This window comes from Gelidibacter salicanalis, assembly GCF_016469035.1.
Lineage (GTDB): Bacteria > Bacteroidota > Bacteroidia > Flavobacteriales > Flavobacteriaceae > Gelidibacter > Gelidibacter salicanalis_A.
Genome location: NZ_JAEHJZ010000032.1, coordinates 85,536 through 104,557, shown reverse-complemented (window position 1 = coordinate 104,557; position 19,022 = coordinate 85,536). Strand labels below are relative to the sequence as shown.

The 19,022-nt window shown below is 34.1% G+C and carries 10 protein-coding genes and 1 pseudogene; 1 reads left to right on the top strand and 10 read right to left on the bottom strand.

Translation table 11 applies throughout. The annotated features are described in order from the left end of the window. Positions 1 to 98: 98 nt before the first annotated feature. The 7 genes and pseudogenes from JEM65_RS13020 to JEM65_RS12990 all read right to left on the bottom strand — a co-directional run bounded on the left by JEM65_RS13020 (position 99) and on the right by JEM65_RS12990 (position 9,926). The gene (locus JEM65_RS13020; protein WP_199600215.1) at positions 99 to 434 is read right to left on the bottom strand and encodes an EF-hand domain-containing protein; all 336 of its coding nucleotides are present in this window, start codon (positions 432 to 434) and stop codon (positions 99 to 101) included. 450 nt (positions 435 to 884) lie between these two features. Beyond that, positions 885 to 1,331, bottom strand: coding sequence for a hypothetical protein (locus tag JEM65_RS13015; RefSeq protein ID WP_199600213.1), 447 nt, complete (start codon positions 1,329 to 1,331; stop codon positions 885 to 887). 10 nt (positions 1,332 to 1,341) lie between these two features. Then, positions 1,342 to 1,653: a hypothetical protein gene (locus JEM65_RS23575; RefSeq protein ID WP_439953512.1), complete on the bottom strand. Its 312-nt coding sequence runs from the start codon at positions 1,651 to 1,653 to the stop codon at positions 1,342 to 1,344. Positions 1,654 to 1,818: 165 nt separating this feature from the next. Next, positions 1,819 to 2,907, bottom strand: a pseudogene (locus JEM65_RS23570) (hypothetical protein); the annotation flags it as partial. A 216-nt stretch (positions 2,908 to 3,123) separates the two neighbouring features. After that, positions 3,124 to 3,873: a T9SS type A sorting domain-containing protein gene (locus tag JEM65_RS13000; RefSeq protein ID WP_199600207.1), complete on the bottom strand. Its 750-nt coding sequence runs from the start codon at positions 3,871 to 3,873 to the stop codon at positions 3,124 to 3,126. An 89-nt stretch (positions 3,874 to 3,962) separates the two neighbouring features. Then, positions 3,963 to 5,570, bottom strand: a complete 1,608-nt coding sequence (locus JEM65_RS12995; protein WP_199600205.1) for an IS5 family transposase — start codon at positions 5,568 to 5,570, stop codon at positions 3,963 to 3,965. A 189-nt stretch (positions 5,571 to 5,759) separates the two neighbouring features. Further along, positions 5,760 to 9,926, bottom strand: coding sequence for a hybrid sensor histidine kinase/response regulator transcription factor (locus JEM65_RS12990; RefSeq protein WP_199600203.1), 4,167 nt, complete (start codon positions 9,924 to 9,926; stop codon positions 5,760 to 5,762). Between the two features lie 551 nt (positions 9,927 to 10,477). On the opposite strand from JEM65_RS12990, the gene JEM65_RS12985 reads away from it, so the two are divergent. Further along, on the top strand, positions 10,478 to 12,850 hold the full coding sequence (locus JEM65_RS12985) for a hypothetical protein (protein WP_199600195.1): 2,373 nt from the start codon (positions 10,478 to 10,480) through the stop codon (positions 12,848 to 12,850). A 920-nt stretch (positions 12,851 to 13,770) separates the two neighbouring features. On the opposite strand, the gene JEM65_RS12980 is transcribed toward JEM65_RS12985, so the two are convergent. From JEM65_RS12980 to JEM65_RS12970, 3 genes are read right to left on the bottom strand one after another with little or no spacing between them, the layout of a single operon-like run. After that, positions 13,771 to 15,273, bottom strand: a complete 1,503-nt coding sequence (locus tag JEM65_RS12980) for a sulfatase-like hydrolase/transferase (protein ID WP_199600193.1) — start codon at positions 15,271 to 15,273, stop codon at positions 13,771 to 13,773. Between the two features lie 11 nt (positions 15,274 to 15,284). Beyond that, complete coding sequence (locus tag JEM65_RS12975) at positions 15,285 to 17,567, bottom strand: beta-galactosidase (RefSeq protein WP_199600191.1); 2,283 nt, start codon at positions 17,565 to 17,567, stop codon at positions 15,285 to 15,287. A gap of 3 nt (positions 17,568 to 17,570) precedes the next feature. Beyond that, positions 17,571 to 19,019 (bottom strand): hypothetical protein, encoded by a 1,449-nt coding sequence (locus JEM65_RS12970; RefSeq protein WP_199600189.1) that lies wholly within the window; start codon positions 19,017 to 19,019, stop codon positions 17,571 to 17,573. Positions 19,020 to 19,022 lie beyond the last annotated feature (3 nt).

The following is a 19,022-nucleotide window of genomic DNA, read 5'->3' as shown; positions in this document are numbered from 1 at the left end:
AATTTTTTCTGCTGTTACTATCACTTATCTACACAGTGAGCTGGTTTAAGTTTCTCTATTTGGTTAATATAAGTTCATGTGTTTAAACCTTTTTACTTTTATAATTTGGCCTTCTTTAAATTCTCTTTAGCTCTTTTTCTAGCCAATTTCCAGTCCGGTTTCAGAGCAAACTCTTCAAGAGTCACCATGTTATCCTCATTCTTATCTAAACCCCAAAAGAACATGTCTCCTTTTGGCTGTCCTGCTTTGTTGATTTCGTTTTTATACAGCTCATTCATCTCCGCGATTGAAATAGAGTTATCTTTATCTTTATCAATTTTTACAAATTTATTCTTTACTTCTCCAATGATATCTTGAGCTCTTACATCCTGAGCACTAACATTTGACAATGCCAATATTGACATTAACAAAACACTTCCTCTCAATAATTTCATGATAAATAAATTTTAATTAATAATTAGTTTTAATATTTATAAAGTTCCTTATTGGATGCCTATTCGTTGTCTTTACCAATAAACAAAATGTATCCAACGATAAATAAGATGTAGTTTGATACTACTCATAATCAACAGGTATGGATAACTGTAAATAAGAGTAAAATGCCTGGGTCAAGTATTAAAAACCTTCATCTGTTAGAATTTAACAAGCATCCTTCTCATGGAATTTCCTAAATCTGTAATGGATTAAAAAAACACATCCCAGATGATAAATAGGATACATCTATATTAAATGTTCTATTTTTTCCTGAATAATTTATATTACCTACAATAACTCGTGAAGCTGGATAAACAATTATTTATTTATAGGTTGCTCTCCTTTAATGTGTATTAGTTTTGAAGTCGGATTTGGAAACACTTGTGCAATATTATTGTTTTTTTTATGGATTAAGTTTTACAATCTACATCTATAAATTCAGCAGGTATAATATCTTCTTGATACAGAAAACCAATTCCAAGCACAGGCTCTTCAACAACTACGGTTTGAACCCCATTGGTACATGTGTAATTTGTTTCCACCATTACAGTAGCAATTGATGAACCGATATAGATGGTAGGCTCATTATAATTAGGATAGGTAGCTTCAACTGTTGGGTTAGGAATTTCAGAGGGATAATGCTTAAAATGTTTAGACTTTAACTCGGCCAACTCGCCGAAGGTGGCTGTTACATCCCTTATGTAAATAGATTTGAACGTTCCATCCGTTAGCCCTATATTTTGATCGTATTTTTTTGATATAAAACCACTTTCAGCACGAATTGCAAAACCACTACTTATAGCTGTAACACCTTCCACATCTATCGACCCATTGTGAACAGCGTGTGGCGAAAGCATTACAGCCGAGTTACCATTTGTAGAAGCAATATTTCTTGCTACAATTTGATCTATACCTCCAACTCTTATTTCCCCAATAGGAAATTCCCTTTCCATTAGACTTTTGATGCTTTTTCTCAATTATATCTAAAACTTCACTTTGGGATAGTATATATTTCATTCGACCATCACGCTTATTTTTACATATCTCGCTGGTCATTTCAGAACGATCCCAATTTTCTTTGTCAAAATTTCCTCCGTTTAAAAATATTGGATTGGAATATCTTGCTTCAATGTTTTCAATAGCTTTAGATGCGTCTGGATTGTTTCTGTTTTCGGACATAAAATAGACAGGAGCCGATTCTTTTTGATATGAAGGCTTTTTAAAGCTTTTTAAATTTTGTTTGATTTTAGCTGAATTAGATAGAATCTCCTGAATTTTCCCTGGTGGATTCAATTTTTTATATTCATTTTTCCACTCCTTATTATCAAAATTGATAATATGTATTGCACCACCACCACTTTGTACACTTGCTAATATTACTTTATTAGAATTTGGGTCTTTAAACATATCATTAAAAGAAAACCGTGTTGGTATGACTTCCGCAGCAGTTTGTGCTTCTCCAATATTTGAAATAACAATATTACTTCCAAATAAAGACATATAAGCTGGCTTACCATTATTATCGATAACTTCTGGCTGTATAACCCGATACATACCTCTTCTTAATGATGCTTTATCTTTAGATTTACTAAAATCTTGAACACTCTGCTTATTTGGGGATTTTGTATCTATAATTCTAAAGGTCATCCCTTCAGCTTGAGCTCCAGTACGCCCCAATAAAATTACGTTACTCCCTTCAGAATCAGCGTCAAAACTACTCTTAAGTCGCCATAAGGCCCTCGTTTTTGCACACTGAAAGATTCAAAAGGCAAGTTTTCCAAAGGATTAAACAAATAAATAGAACCATCGCCGTCATACTGTTTTGAACACCATGAACAATTAAAATATCCTTTCCATTGAGTTTCCAGGTTTTAAAAAATTTGTAATGTGTAAACCGTCTTGTGGTAAATCTTTATGAGTAACATTACCAAATGGCTTTTCTATAGAATATGTTTTTGAATTCACTTCACTAATTAACTGTCCATCACTAGATACATAGTAGAAACTATTATCGTAACCTCCACAAACTACATTAGCTTGGTTGTCTTTTTTAACAACTGTAACTGCATACATAGGTGTGTCGTTCTGTTTAAATTGCCAAAGTAATTTTCCTTTATTGTCTAAACAATAAATAGAACCATCAGCATTTGCTGCTAAAACTTCATCAATTCCATCCTTATTAATATCTGCAGCGCAAATGTCGTGATTCATAAAACCCGATAATTTGTTCTTCCATAAAATGTCGCCATTGTAACTTACTGCGATCATAGTGCCTTCATAGCTCGTTGCAACAACATATGATTGTTTTTTGTCCTCTGCTGTTCTGACCTTTGTAATTGTAAGACCCGTTTCGATACTATACACACCTTTGTTAGAATAGTCTACTTTACTATTTTTTTGTGCTGTAACGCAGCTTGCCGTAAAAAATAACATCTGAATTAATAGCAAACTTCTGAACTCGTTTTTATGTGGGATTTTTTTCATAATTAGTATTTCTAATTTTAATAACAATATATTAGTGATCGTAAATATTTACTTTCAAATAATACCTGTATTTTGAAATACATAAATTATATAATCATAGTTTAACAAAAAAGGGATTGCTCTGAACGCTACCCCTTCTTTAAACAAGTTCAAATTACTGTTTTTTTATTTTAAAATAATCTTACTTGTCATTGATTTCCCTTCTGATGATAGCTCCATAAGATAAACTCCTGCAGAAAGATTAGAAACATCAATTCTGTTTTCTCCTATAAAAGACTCGTGAGATTTTACTAATTTACCATTTATGTTAAAAATAGAGACTTTAGCGTCTTTTAATAGTTTAACATTTACAAAATCTGACACTGGATTGGGATATATTGAAAAATCATCTGCTAAAAATTCTTCAGTACTTAAAGTAGCAGGATCCACAATTTGAATTCTGTTAATTTCAATTGTTCCTCCATCTAAATCAGCTCCACCAGCTTCAGTAAAACGTAATCTTAATTGAAAAGCACCAACCCATGTGGTAGATCCTGCTGGAATATCTATTCTATAGGTTTGCTCGTCAGTATCTCCAGTGCTAATTGCTATTGTCGCTATACTAGTAACCCCCCCGGAAACAGTTTGAAGTACAAACCGATCAGAATTAGAGTTATTTTTCATATCAATAAGAATGGTAGTCAACGTTGTTGGATCTCCCACATCATTTGCGTTTTTTCTTAATTGAGTATTGTCTCCCGTACCAGTAGTTACTATCAAAAGTCCTCCTGAAGCGGCAAGACTTGGTCCTCCAGCACCAGCTACGGCAAAACCTTCATCGCCCGAATCAAAGGTATAATCAATCTGACCAAGGCTTGAAACACTCACAACAAGACCAAGTATTAATAATGTTTTTTTTAGTAGAATTGTTTTCATAATTTATAATTTTAAGATTAATTACTCCAAAATTATAATTCCAATCTGCTTACTATGTAGTTATATGTTTATTTAGGGTCTGCTGATTTTCAAAAACGTGAAAACTCTAAAAATCGAATTTTGTCGGCTTCTAATCTTGATTTTTGTTGCCACATTAGTTTTTCGCACTTAAACAAGACCGTAGTAATCATACTTAGCCACTTTGTTGTGTGTTGCAGGGATTTTAGCAGCCAAAAAAAGTATTTTTCGGCCACTTTTCCAAGGGTTATTAGGTTCATTACGAAAAAGATCGCAGCTATCCAGCTTTCCGATGTGTCTTTGCGTCTGGCTCTGATGCAGTTAAGGTTATATCCGTTTTTTGCCTGTCCAAATTTGCCCTCTATCAGGTTGCGCTGATTGCGCTCTTTCCTTTGTTTTCCTTTTTGGTATGGCGAGAGTTCTACTTTGGGAGGCCTTCCCAGTGGTTTGCCCACTATTCTTATTCCTTTTTCTTTCATATACTTTCTGTTCCCACGCGTCATATAGATCCCATCTGCCAGCAATAGTTCCGGATACCGGCCATAGGTCTTCCGAAATTCTTCTACCTGCATTTTAAGTTCAGTGCTTTCATTGTAGGCATCCCAACTTATGGAGTTTATTTTGGACATGCCATTGCATTCGCTGGCGTTGATCTTTGCGCCAAACTCTATTTTATTCTTGCTCTTTCCCCTTACCATGGGACGTACATATGGCTGGTACACACTTGTTATCCTGTCCGGATGGCTGTGTTCCCTGTTTTCATACATCGTTTTTTGTTGTGCACAAATATTGCGTACCACCCAGTATATACGTTGATCGCGTTTGGTCAATGGCCATGCCGTGGAGCGTGTGCCAAGAAGATCGAGCAGGTTTTCTATGTGCTTGATGTCCCGTTCAACGTAACCTATCTGCTTGCCTATGGCTTTGCGTATGTTTTTTCGACTGTTGTTCCTTTTCTTCGAAATATTCAAATAGTCCTTGCGTGCATTTCTACGGTACGTTCTCGGTTTAGCGCCTGAGTAAAGGTTCTGTTCGACCGCTATTTTGTAAAGTAAGTCCAGGATGCGCTCACATTCCCCACGGCCGGTGCTCAACAGCCCAATGTCTGTGGGGTAGGCTATCTGCTGGTCGCACACGGTGGCGTCCAGTTTTAGCGTGCCTTTATTGGGAGGCAGGTTTGGATCGGACGGATCGCTTGGGCCATCTTCACCTTGGCCGCCGTTATCTTTTTTCGCGGCCTGTCCTGACATGATGCGTTTACGTCCGTTTACAAGTTCTTCCGCTCTGGCAATGACCACGTCGTTAAAACTATCAAAGGCATCTGCTCCCATTCGTTTGCGAATATCCACGAAAAGTGATGCGTCAAACGGATCTTCTATCTTAAAGGCCCTGTAGCCACAGAAGTATTGGATGTAAATATTTTCAGATATGGTACTGACCGTCTCACGGTCGCTAAGCTTTAGCTTGTGCTTGATTATCAGAGCTGCAATAACAAGGCGTATATCAACGCTCTGCCTTCCACTTTTGCTGTCCAGGTTGCGGGCATATATTGTGGCAAGCTCATCCCAGGGGATAATATTTGCCATTTTTACCCAACGGTTTGCTGGGTCTAGATCGCGTTCAAAGGGATGTTCAAAACCAGCTAAGGTCAATTGGGATGCGGGCGTATATTTTATCATATCTGCAAGGGTTTCTGTTACAAGTTCGCAAAACCCTTGCATTTGAGCCAAATAAAAGGCCTATACTTATTAACATATATTGCTGATTATTAACACTTAAGAGACTGTGGAGTCGAAAATCAGCAAGCCCTATTTAATGTAGTCCTGTGTAAAAAATGTGTGTTGATGGCTCTAGGTATCGATGCAATATCAGGAAGTTGCACTAGACTCGCCTTCATATTTACTAGGTGAGACACCAAATTTTTCCTTAAAAATTTTAGTGAAGTGTGTTCTACTTTTGAAACCTGTCATCATATAAACTTCGTTAACAGAATATTTATTCTCTAATAAATAATCTCCTGCTTTTTTTAGTCGATAATTTTTAAGCAATTCAAAAGGTGTCTGATTAGTCAACTCTTTTACTTTTTGGTAAAAGTGTGTTCTATTCAGGTAAAGTTCTTTGGTCAAATTATTTAAATCGAAGTTGTGATTATCAAGATTCTCTTCAATTAAACTATAAAGTTTTTCGAGAAAGGCATTATCATTTCTATTGTTTTTGTTGTTTTCTTTAGTTAATGGAATGCCTATTTGATAACGTTCACGTAGCTGTTTTCTATTGGTCAGTAAGGCTTCAATATTCGTAACTAAATGCTGGACGTTAAACGGCTTTTTAATGTAAGCATCTGCTCCGTCTCTTATACCTCTTAAATGATCTTCAATATTTGTAAGCGCCGTAAGTAAGATTACTGGAATATGACTTGTTTTTAAATCTGATTTTATGTTTATGCACAAATCTAAACCATTTAATTCGGGCATTTGAACATCACTGATTACAATGTCTGGCCATTCGTCCTCCAATGCATCATAGCATTCTTGTCCATTTCTAAAACTTTTAATTCTAAAAAACTTTGAAAGTATTTCAGCTACAAAATGTCTCATTTCAGAGTTGTCCTCAGCATAAAAAATAAGAGCCTCGGAAAAATCTCCATTAGTTGTAATATCATTTATTGAGGCTTCCTTAAAGAAATGATTATCTACGACAATCTCTTTTTCTTTTGGTAATTTAATATCTTCAATGACTTCTTTTTCTAGAAGTTCTCTAACTATAGGCAAACGAATAGATATGGTCGTTCCATAATTTAATGTACTGGTAGCCTCTATAAATCCATAATGCATTTCTACTAATTTCTTTGAGAAAGCCAGACCAATACCTGAGCCTTGTATGTGAACATTTTGTTGTTTGTGGGATTGATAAAATCGCTCAAAAACATGCTCTAAGTCTATACTATCTATGCCCATACCAGAATCTATAATGGAAACAATTAGATCCTTTCCATCACTCTTGTATTTGATTTTAATAGTGTCGCTAGCTTTAGTAAATTTAAAGGCATTGCTAAGCAAATTATTAAATATTTTTTCCATTTTATCTTTATCACCTGAAACCACAATGATCGATTTTTCGCCTATAACTTCCAGATTTTTGTTGTCATTTTTCGCTAAAAGTTTAAAGTCCTCAACTATATCTTCAACAAACGAGTTAAAGCTAAATCTTGAATAATTCATCTTTAATGCATTGACATCCGATCTTCTAAAGTCTTGTACCTGTTCTATTAAATGATGAATTTTTTTAGACTGACGCTCCATTAAGACAAGTTTTTCGCCAATATCTGGATTACCTTTAAAACGCTCTAATAACATATTGATTGGTTCTGAAATTAATGTTAAAGGTGTTTTTATTTCATGGGAAATATTTGAAAAAAAACGTAATTTGGCTTCATTTACTTCTTTAACATTATCGATTTCCAATTGTTCTATTTTTACTTTATAGTTTAAAGATTGAATTTTTAAAATGAAGCTAATGATTACATAAGCTAAGAATGCACCTAAAAAAGTATAAATTATATAGGCTAAATTAGTGTTCCAAATGGAAGGTCTAATTATTATGTTTAATGATTTTGGAACGGTCCATTCATTCAATGAATTTGAAGCAATCGCTATTAATTCGTATTCATCCGGTCTGAGGCCGCTATAATTAATTGTTCTTTGATTGGAGGGGACTTCTATCCAATCTTGATTTATTGGCAATAATTTATATTTTATAAAATGATTTTTGTTGTTGGCAAAATGTAAACTTGTCAAATCTAGTGAAAATGCATTCTCATTATGTGTAAGTTCTATTTCATCTACGTAGGTCAAACTTCTATTCAGTAAAACGCGACCATTAATTGTATCACCTGGGACAATTATTTTATTGAGAATTTTCAAATTCTCAAATTCCAATTTCGGAAGTTTTTCAGTAGTATGAATGTCCTTAGGGTTGAAATAACAAAAACCATCCAGACCGGACAAAATCATGGTACCATTATCTAATTTTTCGGCAGCAAACCAGAAGTCTTCAAAAGGTAAACCATCGGTGGAATTAAACTTTCTAAATTTATTCTCTCGCGTATTAAACTTATTCAACCCTATATTGGTCGTAATCCATAAATTATACTCATCATCATATAATATGTTTTTTACGACATTATTTGATAACCCATTTTTCTCAGTAAAAGGAATGAATTTAGGATTTGAATCACTATCTATAACTTTGCAAATCCCACCACCTTCGGTTCCGATCCACATGTCGTCATTAGGCAACCTAATCATTGAAGACACAAAATTACTTGATATAGAAAATTGATTGTGTTTATCCTTCAAGAACTGATCAATAACCAATTCTTCAATCACAGTATCTTTTTTATTGGTTATCCTAAACAATCCATCAGAATCTGCACCAATCCATATAAAATCGAAAATAGGGTCAGCATAAATCCTTCTTGCGAGTGATATTTTTTTATTCTTAAAATAGGGGTTGTCATTTAATGATTCTACTTTAACAACTTTATTGACTTCATTTATAGATATCTTGTAGACGTCGTTAAAAGCACCTATCCAAATATTCCCACGTGCATCCTCTGTAAAAGATCTTATCCCTGGAGAAGTCGATGACAAAAGATTTTTTAGAGGTATTTTTTCAAAATCATCAGTCCCTGGTTTTTTTCGATATATCGTAGATTCACCTACGATATAGATATAAATATTTTTTTTTGAATCAGTGTATACGGCTTCTACGTTTAGGTCTGCTTTATCAGGTAGATTAAATGGTAAAGGTTTAAACGTACCACTCTTTGTATTGAACAATGCTAAACCACCTAAAGTTGCAGATACATAAACATGGTCTTGACCTATTGGTGCAATATGAGTGACACTATTGGAACGCAATCCAAATTTGTAATCCATCTTAATATTATAACTCTTAAATGGATTGATATTATTATTAATTTTATATACTCCTTTATTAAAAGTAGCAAACCAACAATCATTTTCTTTTGTTGTCATTAAAAAACTTCCTCTTAAAATCTTAAGGTTATCATTAAAATTTTCTAATTCAAACTGTTTCTTATTCCTAATTAATTCTAAATCGTCAATTTTAAAAACACCATCATTTAATTCGCTAAGCCAAAGATTCCCCTGCTTATCAAGCAAAAGATCATTAAACTTATAGTTTTCTAATCCTTCATATACAATTTTAAAGGTTTTAGCTTCCAAATTTGCATCATATTTTATCATTGATACTCCTTTAGAAAGTGAAACCAATAAGGTTTTCTCATCAATCGCAATAATCGAATTTGCATAATTGATTTCATTATTTAAAATAGATTTGAAAGTTTTATCAGTTATGTCGAAAAGTAATAATCCCGAAGATGTACTAAATAGAAATGATGTTTCATCCAAATGTATTCCGTCAAAAAATGAAACGTCATTCGGGTAGATTTTCTGTGATGGTTTAAACTGCCCCAAAAATTCAAAGTCTTTTGTAAAAACTAACACTCCATAGCCTTCTGTCAGGCATAACACCAAATCAGATTCTTTATCTATTAAAATTTTACGGATAATGGGTCCATTAATTTTTTTTCCAGATATTTTATTTAAATGGATTTTAGTAAACTTTTCACTGAGAAAATTAAAAACTGTTATTCCTTCATCTGTTCCAATCCATAAATTGCCATGATTGTCTTCATTTATAGACCTAACCCGATTGCTTGTTAAAAAATCTTCATCAATGGAATTCTTATATGTTCTAAATTCATAACCATCATATTTACTTATTCCATCATAAGTACCAAACCACAGAAACCCTCTGGAATCTTCATACATAGATGTAACCCCGTTATGTGCTAATCCATCAGAAATATTAAATTTTTGAGAAAATCTTAAATTTTTTTCTTGGGCAATTAAACAATTAATGGAGAATAAAGTAAATAGTAGAACAATTAGGTGTTTATTCAACATAAAGCTTAAAATAACTATATTATAGAATTTATTATTATTCAATAAAATATAAATCTAAGCAATTACACAAGATTTAGAACAGAATAAAAAGAATATTTAGGGTCTGCTGAAAGCAGGATTATACTTCAGTTATTTTGTAATTGCCATATTTCCCGATTCTTTCTAAACCGAAATCGAATTTTGTGATGACACAATATTCCATTCTCCTTCAAAAACTATAATTTAATCATTTATTACGTCATAGATTCCAAATTATAATTTGAAATCTAATTCTAATCTCTTTGTGAGTACGAATCATCAATACTCTCTGTTATGATAAGTGTAAAACTCTAACCGTTTGGAGTAGAAATTTTACAAAGTTCATAATGTTTATAATATTTTGTTATTAATGAATGTTGAAAATCTTTATAAAAAACTGTATAATAAATCAATAAGTAAACTCTCTTACCACAGACATCAGAAATCATCTTAATAAATCAATTTGTTTTCTTTGGTTAAATTCATACTATATCATGGTAATTATGGAGATTATTATTCTTTCTGATTATTGCTATTTTACATAATCTAATTTAACTTATTAATCATTAGTTATTATGACAAAACACACATTGATAATTGGTCTCGTATTTATTATAGTTCTTAACGCGTGCAGCAATTCCTCTAAATTCGAAAAAGAGGCCTTAAAGAAAATTGAGACTCTTGAATCTTTAATGAAAGAAGCAGAAGACAAATCTATAGATATAACTAGAGAAAAAACGCTATTATGGTTTTCTAAAGAGTTTCTAAAATTTGCCAATTGGGATGAAGCCAATAAAGAAGCCATTGAGAAACTGTTTGGCTATGAACGTTATTATGCTGAAAACAAGCTACAACTTGCCGAAGAATTACCAGATTATGAGCGTAAAAAAGTTATCGAAATTTTAGATAAAGGGATAGATATTCTAAAACAAGAACTTAATGGCGAAATTCGGCGCCGACCTGTCAATAAAGTAGACTGGCAAAATACCAAAGCGGGAGACAACATGTTTATTAGCAATAACAGGCCTTCTTTTCCATATGATTATTTTTCAAAAACAGTTGGTCAACCTTTAACGAATACCGAAGTTTACAATGATCATTTAGGAGCCATGTATCATGGGGGAGAAAACCTCTATCCTGTAGATCATGACCGAGCTATTAACTCTTTTTTATTAAAAGAAGATGGAACCTTCGATGAAGAGTTAATGAGCAAACTCACAGATATACCTGATACTAATATTGGATTTTTATATTATTGGTCTATGGGAATTCCTGAATGGGTGGAAAAGCAAGAACCAGAAATCAGAAAAGGTCGTTCGTTATTTACGGGTTTTGATATTGACAACCCTCTTGCAAGAGAAGTTTGGGGAAAAATCATCCGACATACCGGGAAACTCACAAAAGGCAAAAAAGTTACAGAGTTAGGGTATATTTTTGCCAACGAGCCACATTGGTATTCAGAAAAAAATCATTGGACCTACAAATACGATGAGATGAATGACATCTCATCTTATACCCGGAACAAGTTCAGATCTTGGCTAAATAAAGCCTATCAGGGAAATATCAAGAAATTGAATTCTAATTGGGGTGCATCATTTGATAATTTTGATACAGTTGAAATTGAAATTCCCATTGATACATCATTAAGAGGCTCCCCACAATGGTATGATTGGAATCGCTACCATATGGATAGAAGTACGGAGTGGTTTAAGTTTAATCAAGATGAATTACATTCTGTAAATCCAGAAGCTAATACTCACATCAAATTGTTTCCACGTTCATTCTATGAGGACTCTCGCTCTCATGGGATCGATTTTGAAGCGCTTACTGAACTAACAACCATGATAGGTCATGACGCCAAAGCGTTGGGCAGCCCGAGCATTAGACCTCACATTGATTCTGAATGGCACAAGAAGTATGCCTATAAATGGGATGGGATGGCAATTTTACATGATTTCTTAGAGTCGGTTAGTCCAAATAAAATCAACATTAACTCTGAATCCCATTTCCTTTCATCTGGTATGTGGAGAGATTTAGAGGCACGCACCAGTTATGTGCGCAATGTGTATTGGTTATCTACGTTAATGGGTATGGATGCTAATATGGGCTGGTTTTGGGCTCGCGATCCCGATGGATCACCTGAAGATCGTTTGGAAGGCGACTTAAATTTTTTCGATCCTGGTTTAGGAGGTGCATATGCAGGCTCAAATAATATGCAGCCTCATATTACAAACGAAGTGACGCAAGTAATGTACGATTTAAATACTTTCTCCGAAGAAATAATTGCTCTTCGTCAACAAGCCCGCCCCCTACGATTATTCTATTCAGAGACTGCTGCAATTAACACGTCTGATTATATGACTAAAACAAATGAACTTTACGAATCCTTATTCTTTGAAGGCATTCCTCTAGGTTTTGTCACTAAAAACATCATAGAAAAACAAGATAACACATGGAAAGCGATCGTTGTTTATAAAACCAACTATGTGACAGATGCCGAGTTTTCTGCACTTCAAACCTATTTAGATAATGGAGGCACTGTGATCCTTGATTCGTCCAACAGCTTATCGATGAATGAGTATGGAGAAAAACGATTGAAAAATTTATCTAATAGTAAAGGAAAAATAATCAACATAGAGGATTCGAACATTCTCAAGTTGAAGAAAGTTGCATTAAAAGAAATAGAAGATCAAATGCCTAATATTATTATCGAATCAGACAATGGGGAGTCCCATAAAACAATTGTTTCACGTGTTGTGCAACAAGCAGATAGTTCTTATTTAGTTAATTTATTGAATGTAGGTCATAAGACTACAAAGGTCAAGCTTTCGTTTAAATCCGGAGCTGAAGCAACCATTATTAACTTAATGACTTCCAATAATGTAGATTCAATTTTTGACTTAGCATCAGAAGAGATACTATTACTTGAAGTGAAAGAAAAACAATAAAAAGCTCTAAATTATAAAATGATTTTTATATGTACATGTTAATGATTGGGAGCACGAGGTCGTTCTAAAATTTTAAATGTGGAATTAATAAAATTCTCTTTTATGGTTCTAAAGAATTTATAGGTTTTACTATCATCTGAAGAGACTCGAATAAGAATCAAATTGATATAGCTTTCACATATGACGCACGCAATAAAACAAATAAAATCACCCTAATAAATTTCAAATGAAGAAGTAAAAATTACTGGAATTCTGTATTTTATTATTATTTTCAAGGAAAGGTGTCGAACAACTTAACGATGACGTCAGCTCAAAAACGAATTAACCAAATATTGAAGTCACTTATCTGATCTTAGTAATTGATGAAAAAACTTATTTTCGGGAATATCTCATTATGTGTGTAAGTTGATAAAATAGCGGTGGACCCCGCTATTTTATTATATAATTTTTACACATTGTTAAGAGAGATGATTAATTTTAAGGGATCTTCGGAATCAGTTCCTAACGATCTATAAAAAATGCAGGTTAAGATTTAAAAATGTCAACTCCTGCTATTTTAAAATTACACACTTGATCGGATAGTGTTATTTATTATTTTCGAAAAATTCAGGTTCTAAATCGTTACAAAACAGCATTGATTTTCTAATCTTAATCATCGCAGTTTTAAGTGCCAATGAGGCTTCTCATTGAATATCCTGATTACCAATTTTGTCCTACAACCTCATTTCGATGCTACTCTTTTGAATCATATTTAAAATGGCGCGTTCACCAACTTTGTTTATATCCTCAATGAAAGCGATATTACAAAATCTTCAATATGATGAACGTCAGATATTAAATTAAACAAAAATGGACAGGGAATATAATCCCTGCCCATTTTTGTTTACACACTTTCTGAGAGTTGAGTATATAAATGAGATTTAATTAAGATGAAATGTTTTATCAAAATGTGGCATCCCATCAGCTTTCCATTCAATGCCAGTTTTTTCATCATGCCACCATCTTGGTTGGATATGGGTCTTACTCCAATCTTGGGCATCTGCAACTAATTTTTTTAGAACTTTTGGATAGGCATTACTAACATCATTAGCTTCCTCAATATCTTTTTCAATATCAAATAACTTCCATGGCTGATTATAGGCCTTCACCGCTTTCCATTTTCCATTTCTGACACCTACATCACTAAATCCATTTCTGTGCCTCATGACAAAGATGTTGTCATCTATGCGACCTTCTCTATTTATCATGATGTTATTCCACATGTCTTTCCCGTCTAAAATCTTCGCTGCTGGAATTTTAGCATCTGCTAATTTCGCAAATGTTGGATATAAATCTAAAGCAGAAACTGGGCTATTATAAATTACACCACTTGGCACAACCCCCTTCCAGTGAAAAAACATTGGCACCCGAAAACCACCTTCATAAACGCTTCCCTTACCTTCCTTTAAAGGGAAATTACTTGCACCTTTATCAGGTCGTCCGCCATTATCACTATAAAAAACAATCAATGTATTTTCATATTCTCCAGTGGCCTTTAAAGTTTCAACAATTTTCTGCACTCCTCTATCTACAGCATAAACCATCGCTGCATAAGTACGGCGATCTTTATCTTTGATATCAGCAAACAATTCCATGTCTTCCTTTTTGGCCTCTAACGGTGTGTGTGGTGCATTATAGGACATAAATAAAAAGAATGGATTATCTTTTTTAGAGGATTCTTCTATAAATTGTACTCCATGATTAGACAACTCATCTGTTAAGTATTCATCATCGTCCTTTACTTCTTTTCCATTATGTTCAAGAGGTAATAAATATTCGAAAATTACGTCTGCCCCACGCTTCTTAGCATCTGCGAATTTCGCTTTATACTCATTTGGATGGTAGTCATGTCCTCCGCCTAGAAAACCATAAAAATCATCAAACCCTCTATTATTCGGATGATACTTATCTATTGCGCCTAAATGCCATTTTCCGACAAGTCCAGTCCTGTAACCCGACTCGTTAAGCATTTTACTCATGAATTTTTCGTTGACATCAATGCCTTCTCCAATTGTTTCACTATTTGGAGGCAAATTAAATTGTGCGCCAATGGTATGGGCGTAACGACCTGTTAAAATTCCTGCTCTACTTGGACCACAAAATGGATGTGGCACATAGCCCGATGTAAATTTTGTTCCAGTTGCAGCTAAAGCATCTAATGCTGGCGTTTTAATATCTTTTGAACCATTGAACCCCACATCAGCGTAACCAAGGTCATCACATAAAATCATGATTATGTTTGGACGTTTTGGCGTATTTATTACAGTTTCGATGGATTCAGTTGACTTCTTGGATTCATCTGCGCCATTTTTGGTGGAATTGCAACTCGTTGCTAAAAACAGTGTTAAACTGCTTACGATCAGTGTTTTTATTAGTTTTTTCATAAGTTAAAAGATTAATTTTTAAGTTCTTCGATAAACAAAACTTCGTAAGGTTTTAATACTGGACCAAATTTGATTGGTATATCACTTATTAATTCTTTGAAAGCTATTGCTCTATTTGTTTTTCTATTTCTAAAATTTAACGTGACGTCATGTTTCCCAACATTAACAACGGATAACACATGGTTTCCTTTGTCATTTTCAATCACTCGCCAGATGCATTTCTTAGCACTCTCACCATCATTTTCAATGATTTCAATTGCTGGCAATAATTCTTTTTCTTGTAATAATGAAAGTGTTCTTCCTTTCATTTCTTGCAAAGTAGAAACGACAAGTAGCTTTCCTTTACTTTGATCCAAAGCAGGAAGTGATGCTCCATAGGCATCAGTTTTCAGGCTTATTTCATCTGTAATTATAGTTCCGCCGTTATCTAAATAATATTGAAGCGCTTGCAGTTCGTCAATGGTGACTTGTTGAGTTTCATAAATTAAAATGACTTCCCACTCCTTATTATCAATCCGTTTGATGATATTTTCAGTCGCAAAACCTAGAGGAATGCCTTCAAAATTCAAACTTTCATACAAGCCAAAAGTTTTGTTCATGTAATCTGCATTTTGACTTGCCGATGTTTTAGAGTAATATAACCGAATTGGCTTTCGTTGCTGTTGAAATGCCGTGATTTCTTCCGAAAAACGATTTAGATCCAATATCGTGTTTTCCAGCTCAAAAGTTACGCGTGGCTGTTGATTGTTAGATCCTGCATATCCTTTTTCGGAATTTGGTCGTAAAGAACCGTCAGGTCTCCGAGGCCAAAACCAAGTTTGTGTAGCGTTTAATCCTAATATATGAGCAGACCAATATGCCGCTCTTACATATTTTGGATTCATATATAAATCGCGCACATGACTTCCGCTCAATAGATGGCTCTCAGAATTAAAATTAATTTGGTTGGGCTGAATAGATTTCAAAAAATCATATCCCATAAACAACTCTCGCCAGCCCCAAGCATAATTATCATCCCAATCACTAGAATTTGGTTTTGTTGTATTGTAATGAGATGCGGCATCATTTCCATTGATCTCACTCAATTCAGTCAGTGCTTCCCAATCGACACCGCTGTCGGGATCATTATCCGTAAAAATTGAAGGCATCACTTTTAAATGAGCTTTAGCTTGGGGATCGTACTTACGAATTTCAGATTTCATGAATGTAAACCATTCTGTTACACGCTCTTGATTAAACGTTGTCCAATCATACCATTTTGCAGTTCCTCTTTCAGATAGATCAACCGGAAGCTGTAACGCTACCTCATTAAAATCAGACATATTTGTCTCCCAAAGTAAATTCAATTTTTCAATGGTTTCATGCCTTTTATGAAGCCAAGTTTCAAATTTATCTAATGTGTATTTTGATACATCTGCCCTAAACCACACATTTTTATTTCCATTGGAATAATTAGCCCAGCGTGGTTCATTAGCCAACATATAACCTAATTGTGTGTGTTTTTTATCTGCTAAATATGGAACTGTGGCCTTGAATAGTTTGGACAACATATCTCTTGCACCTGGATTATCTATATCATAGGATGTAAAAGGCTTACCCATTATTTTATCCAACTCAGTACCATAGACTTCTTCTGCCCATTGAGGGGTGTCTTTATGTGAGATAAAAACAAATCCAGCATTATTAGATGAACCTTCCTTCAAGCGTTGGAGTACATTTGAATTCAGATCTCCGTTTTTAGTTTTTAGCTGATTAGGATTGATTAAAAAATTATTCAAACCACCAAAGTACTTCGATAGTTTTGGTGTGCTTGGCTTCCATGTGTAATCATGCAAAAACACGGGCTTGTTTCTATATAACAAACGATTTCCATCAATTACTATTTGTGACCAATCAGGTCTAACATATGGAGTTCTTTTAATTTTACCTGATATCAATAGTTCAGCCACTTCAATTGTTTCGTCTAATAACTTTATGATATCATTTCTTTCAAATTCAGGCAACTTCTGAGCCATTACGAGTGCACTGTCTTTGTAGATGTTTATCTGCTTGAAATGTTCCGTGTTTTCTTTGATGTTTTTTTCATCCCAATTGGCATATTTCAAGAATTCTTCAGCCGTTGCGATTGCCAATTCTTCTTTAAAAGCTTCTATATTTAGTTTTTCTAAAGCTTGTATAAGTTTTTTTAACTCCTTTATTTTTTGATTTGCGATCTTTTCGGAAGATTGTGATTGTCCAGAACTCACAAACAAGATGCTAAAAATTAATATAACGTAAAAGACACTTTTTCCCATAATTCACCTTAAATAAAGTATATCTAATACTGTTTCGTTCTTTTGAATATCTACAATCACAATTTGTACTGTATCGAAATAGTCCGGTTTATCTACTATTACATTCAGCTTAAATATTTCCAAAGGATTGACGGTGTTTAGTTCTTGAGATTTCAATACTTCACCCCCTGTTTTAAATTGCAATACAGCTTTTCCTTCCTTAAACACACCATAAGTGCCAATCATTTTTTTCCCCGTATCCGTGAACGCCAACTTTTTAGTTATAATACCTGCAACATTCACGCCCAATACTGGTGCGTTCTCAATTTGTGCTGCGCCGTGAATTTCTCTATATATAAAACTTTTCTTTGGTGCCAAATCGTATAGTGGTGTTTGCACTTCAGTTTCTATATAACCTTCAGATAAACCACTACAAAAAATAGCATTATTCAATCCTTGGTCATATTCTAATTCAGGATTGTACGGTTCCATTATTTTTGCAAAAGCGGTGTTTGTTTTTTTATTGACGTAACATAACCAAGACTCTGAAGAAATCATATGAATGCCTGCCATTTGATTATAGTCGTATGCTACTTCATAAATTCCCGGTGCCACCTCACCATTCCAATTTGTACCATTATTGTAATATTTCTCAATATGTTCCGGATTGTTTTTATCTAGTTTGAAACGATTTCGATTAAGATATTTCCAACGCTGTTCCGAATCTGTAGTAATCTCAAATTGTTCTCCATTGGGTAATTTAAGGCTTTTATCAAACGGAATATAAGCCACATAATTCTCACCATCCCGCAAACCACGTTTAGTTTCTGAAACGTGCTGACTTGATATTTTAAGTCCACGTTTCACATTTGTATCACCAACATTTTTGAGCGTATGATCTATATACACTAAGCTACTGTTAGGCTCAATATAGAGTGTTCTTGAATACTGGAGCTCTTCTTCTATTTTATTAGGATAGACAAATCCTTGATTTTCGAAAAACTGTGGAACAGGCAACTGCTGTACACCAGATTCTACTTCAATAGTTTGAAAGCCTAATTTATTTTCACCAATAGTAATGTCATACTTAGCATCGCCAATAATAGCTGGTGGTGGCCAACGTTTACCTTGATTTCCTAACTTATCTACCGAGCAATTTTCGTAAGGCAGTGGTACCAACCGATAGCCCCCAAAATTGCGCCACTCGTTTATTTTTACCTTGTCGGTTGCAGGAAAGGTTTTGCCTAATAACTCAGGATTCAACCATAATGAAGGGACTTGACCTAAATTGTATTCTAAAATTCTTCCACCAGCATCTGGCACCACCACCACACTAATGTATTTATTTTTAGCAACATGCACATTCTCCCAATTCCATCCTTTGTAATTCTCTTCGACAGAAACTGTTTGCGATTGCTGAGCTATACAGCTAAAAGTTAGTAATGTTATAAAACAATATAGAAAAAATTTCATTGT

Bases quoted from the DNA above. Each gene is read 5' to 3' on its own strand.
- JEM65_RS13015 (WP_199600213.1), bottom strand. From the start codon at position 1,331: ATGCTTTCGCCACACGCTGTTCACAATGGGTCGATAGATGTGGAAGGT.
- JEM65_RS13000 (WP_199600207.1), bottom strand. From the start codon at position 3,873: ATGAAAACAATTCTACTAAAAAAAACATTATTAATACTTGGTCTTGTT.
- JEM65_RS12985 (WP_199600195.1), top strand. From the start codon at position 10,478: ATGACAAAACACACATTGATAATTGGTCTCGTATTTATTATAGTTCTT.
- JEM65_RS12975 (WP_199600191.1), bottom strand. From the start codon at position 17,567: ATGGGAAAAAGTGTCTTTTACGTTATATTAATTTTTAGCATCTTGTTT.
- JEM65_RS12980 (WP_199600193.1), bottom strand. From the start codon at position 15,273: ATGAAAAAACTAATAAAAACACTGATCGTAAGCAGTTTAACACTGTTT.
- JEM65_RS12995 (WP_199600205.1), bottom strand. From the start codon at position 5,570: ATGATAAAATATACGCCCGCATCCCAATTGACCTTAGCTGGTTTTGAA.
- JEM65_RS23575 (WP_439953512.1), bottom strand. From the start codon at position 1,653: ATGTCCGAAAACAGAAACAATCCAGACGCATCTAAAGCTATTGAAAAC.
- JEM65_RS13020 (WP_199600215.1), bottom strand. From the start codon at position 434: ATGAAATTATTGAGAGGAAGTGTTTTGTTAATGTCAATATTGGCATTG.
- JEM65_RS12970 (WP_199600189.1), bottom strand. From the start codon at position 19,019: ATGAAATTTTTTCTATATTGTTTTATAACATTACTAACTTTTAGCTGT.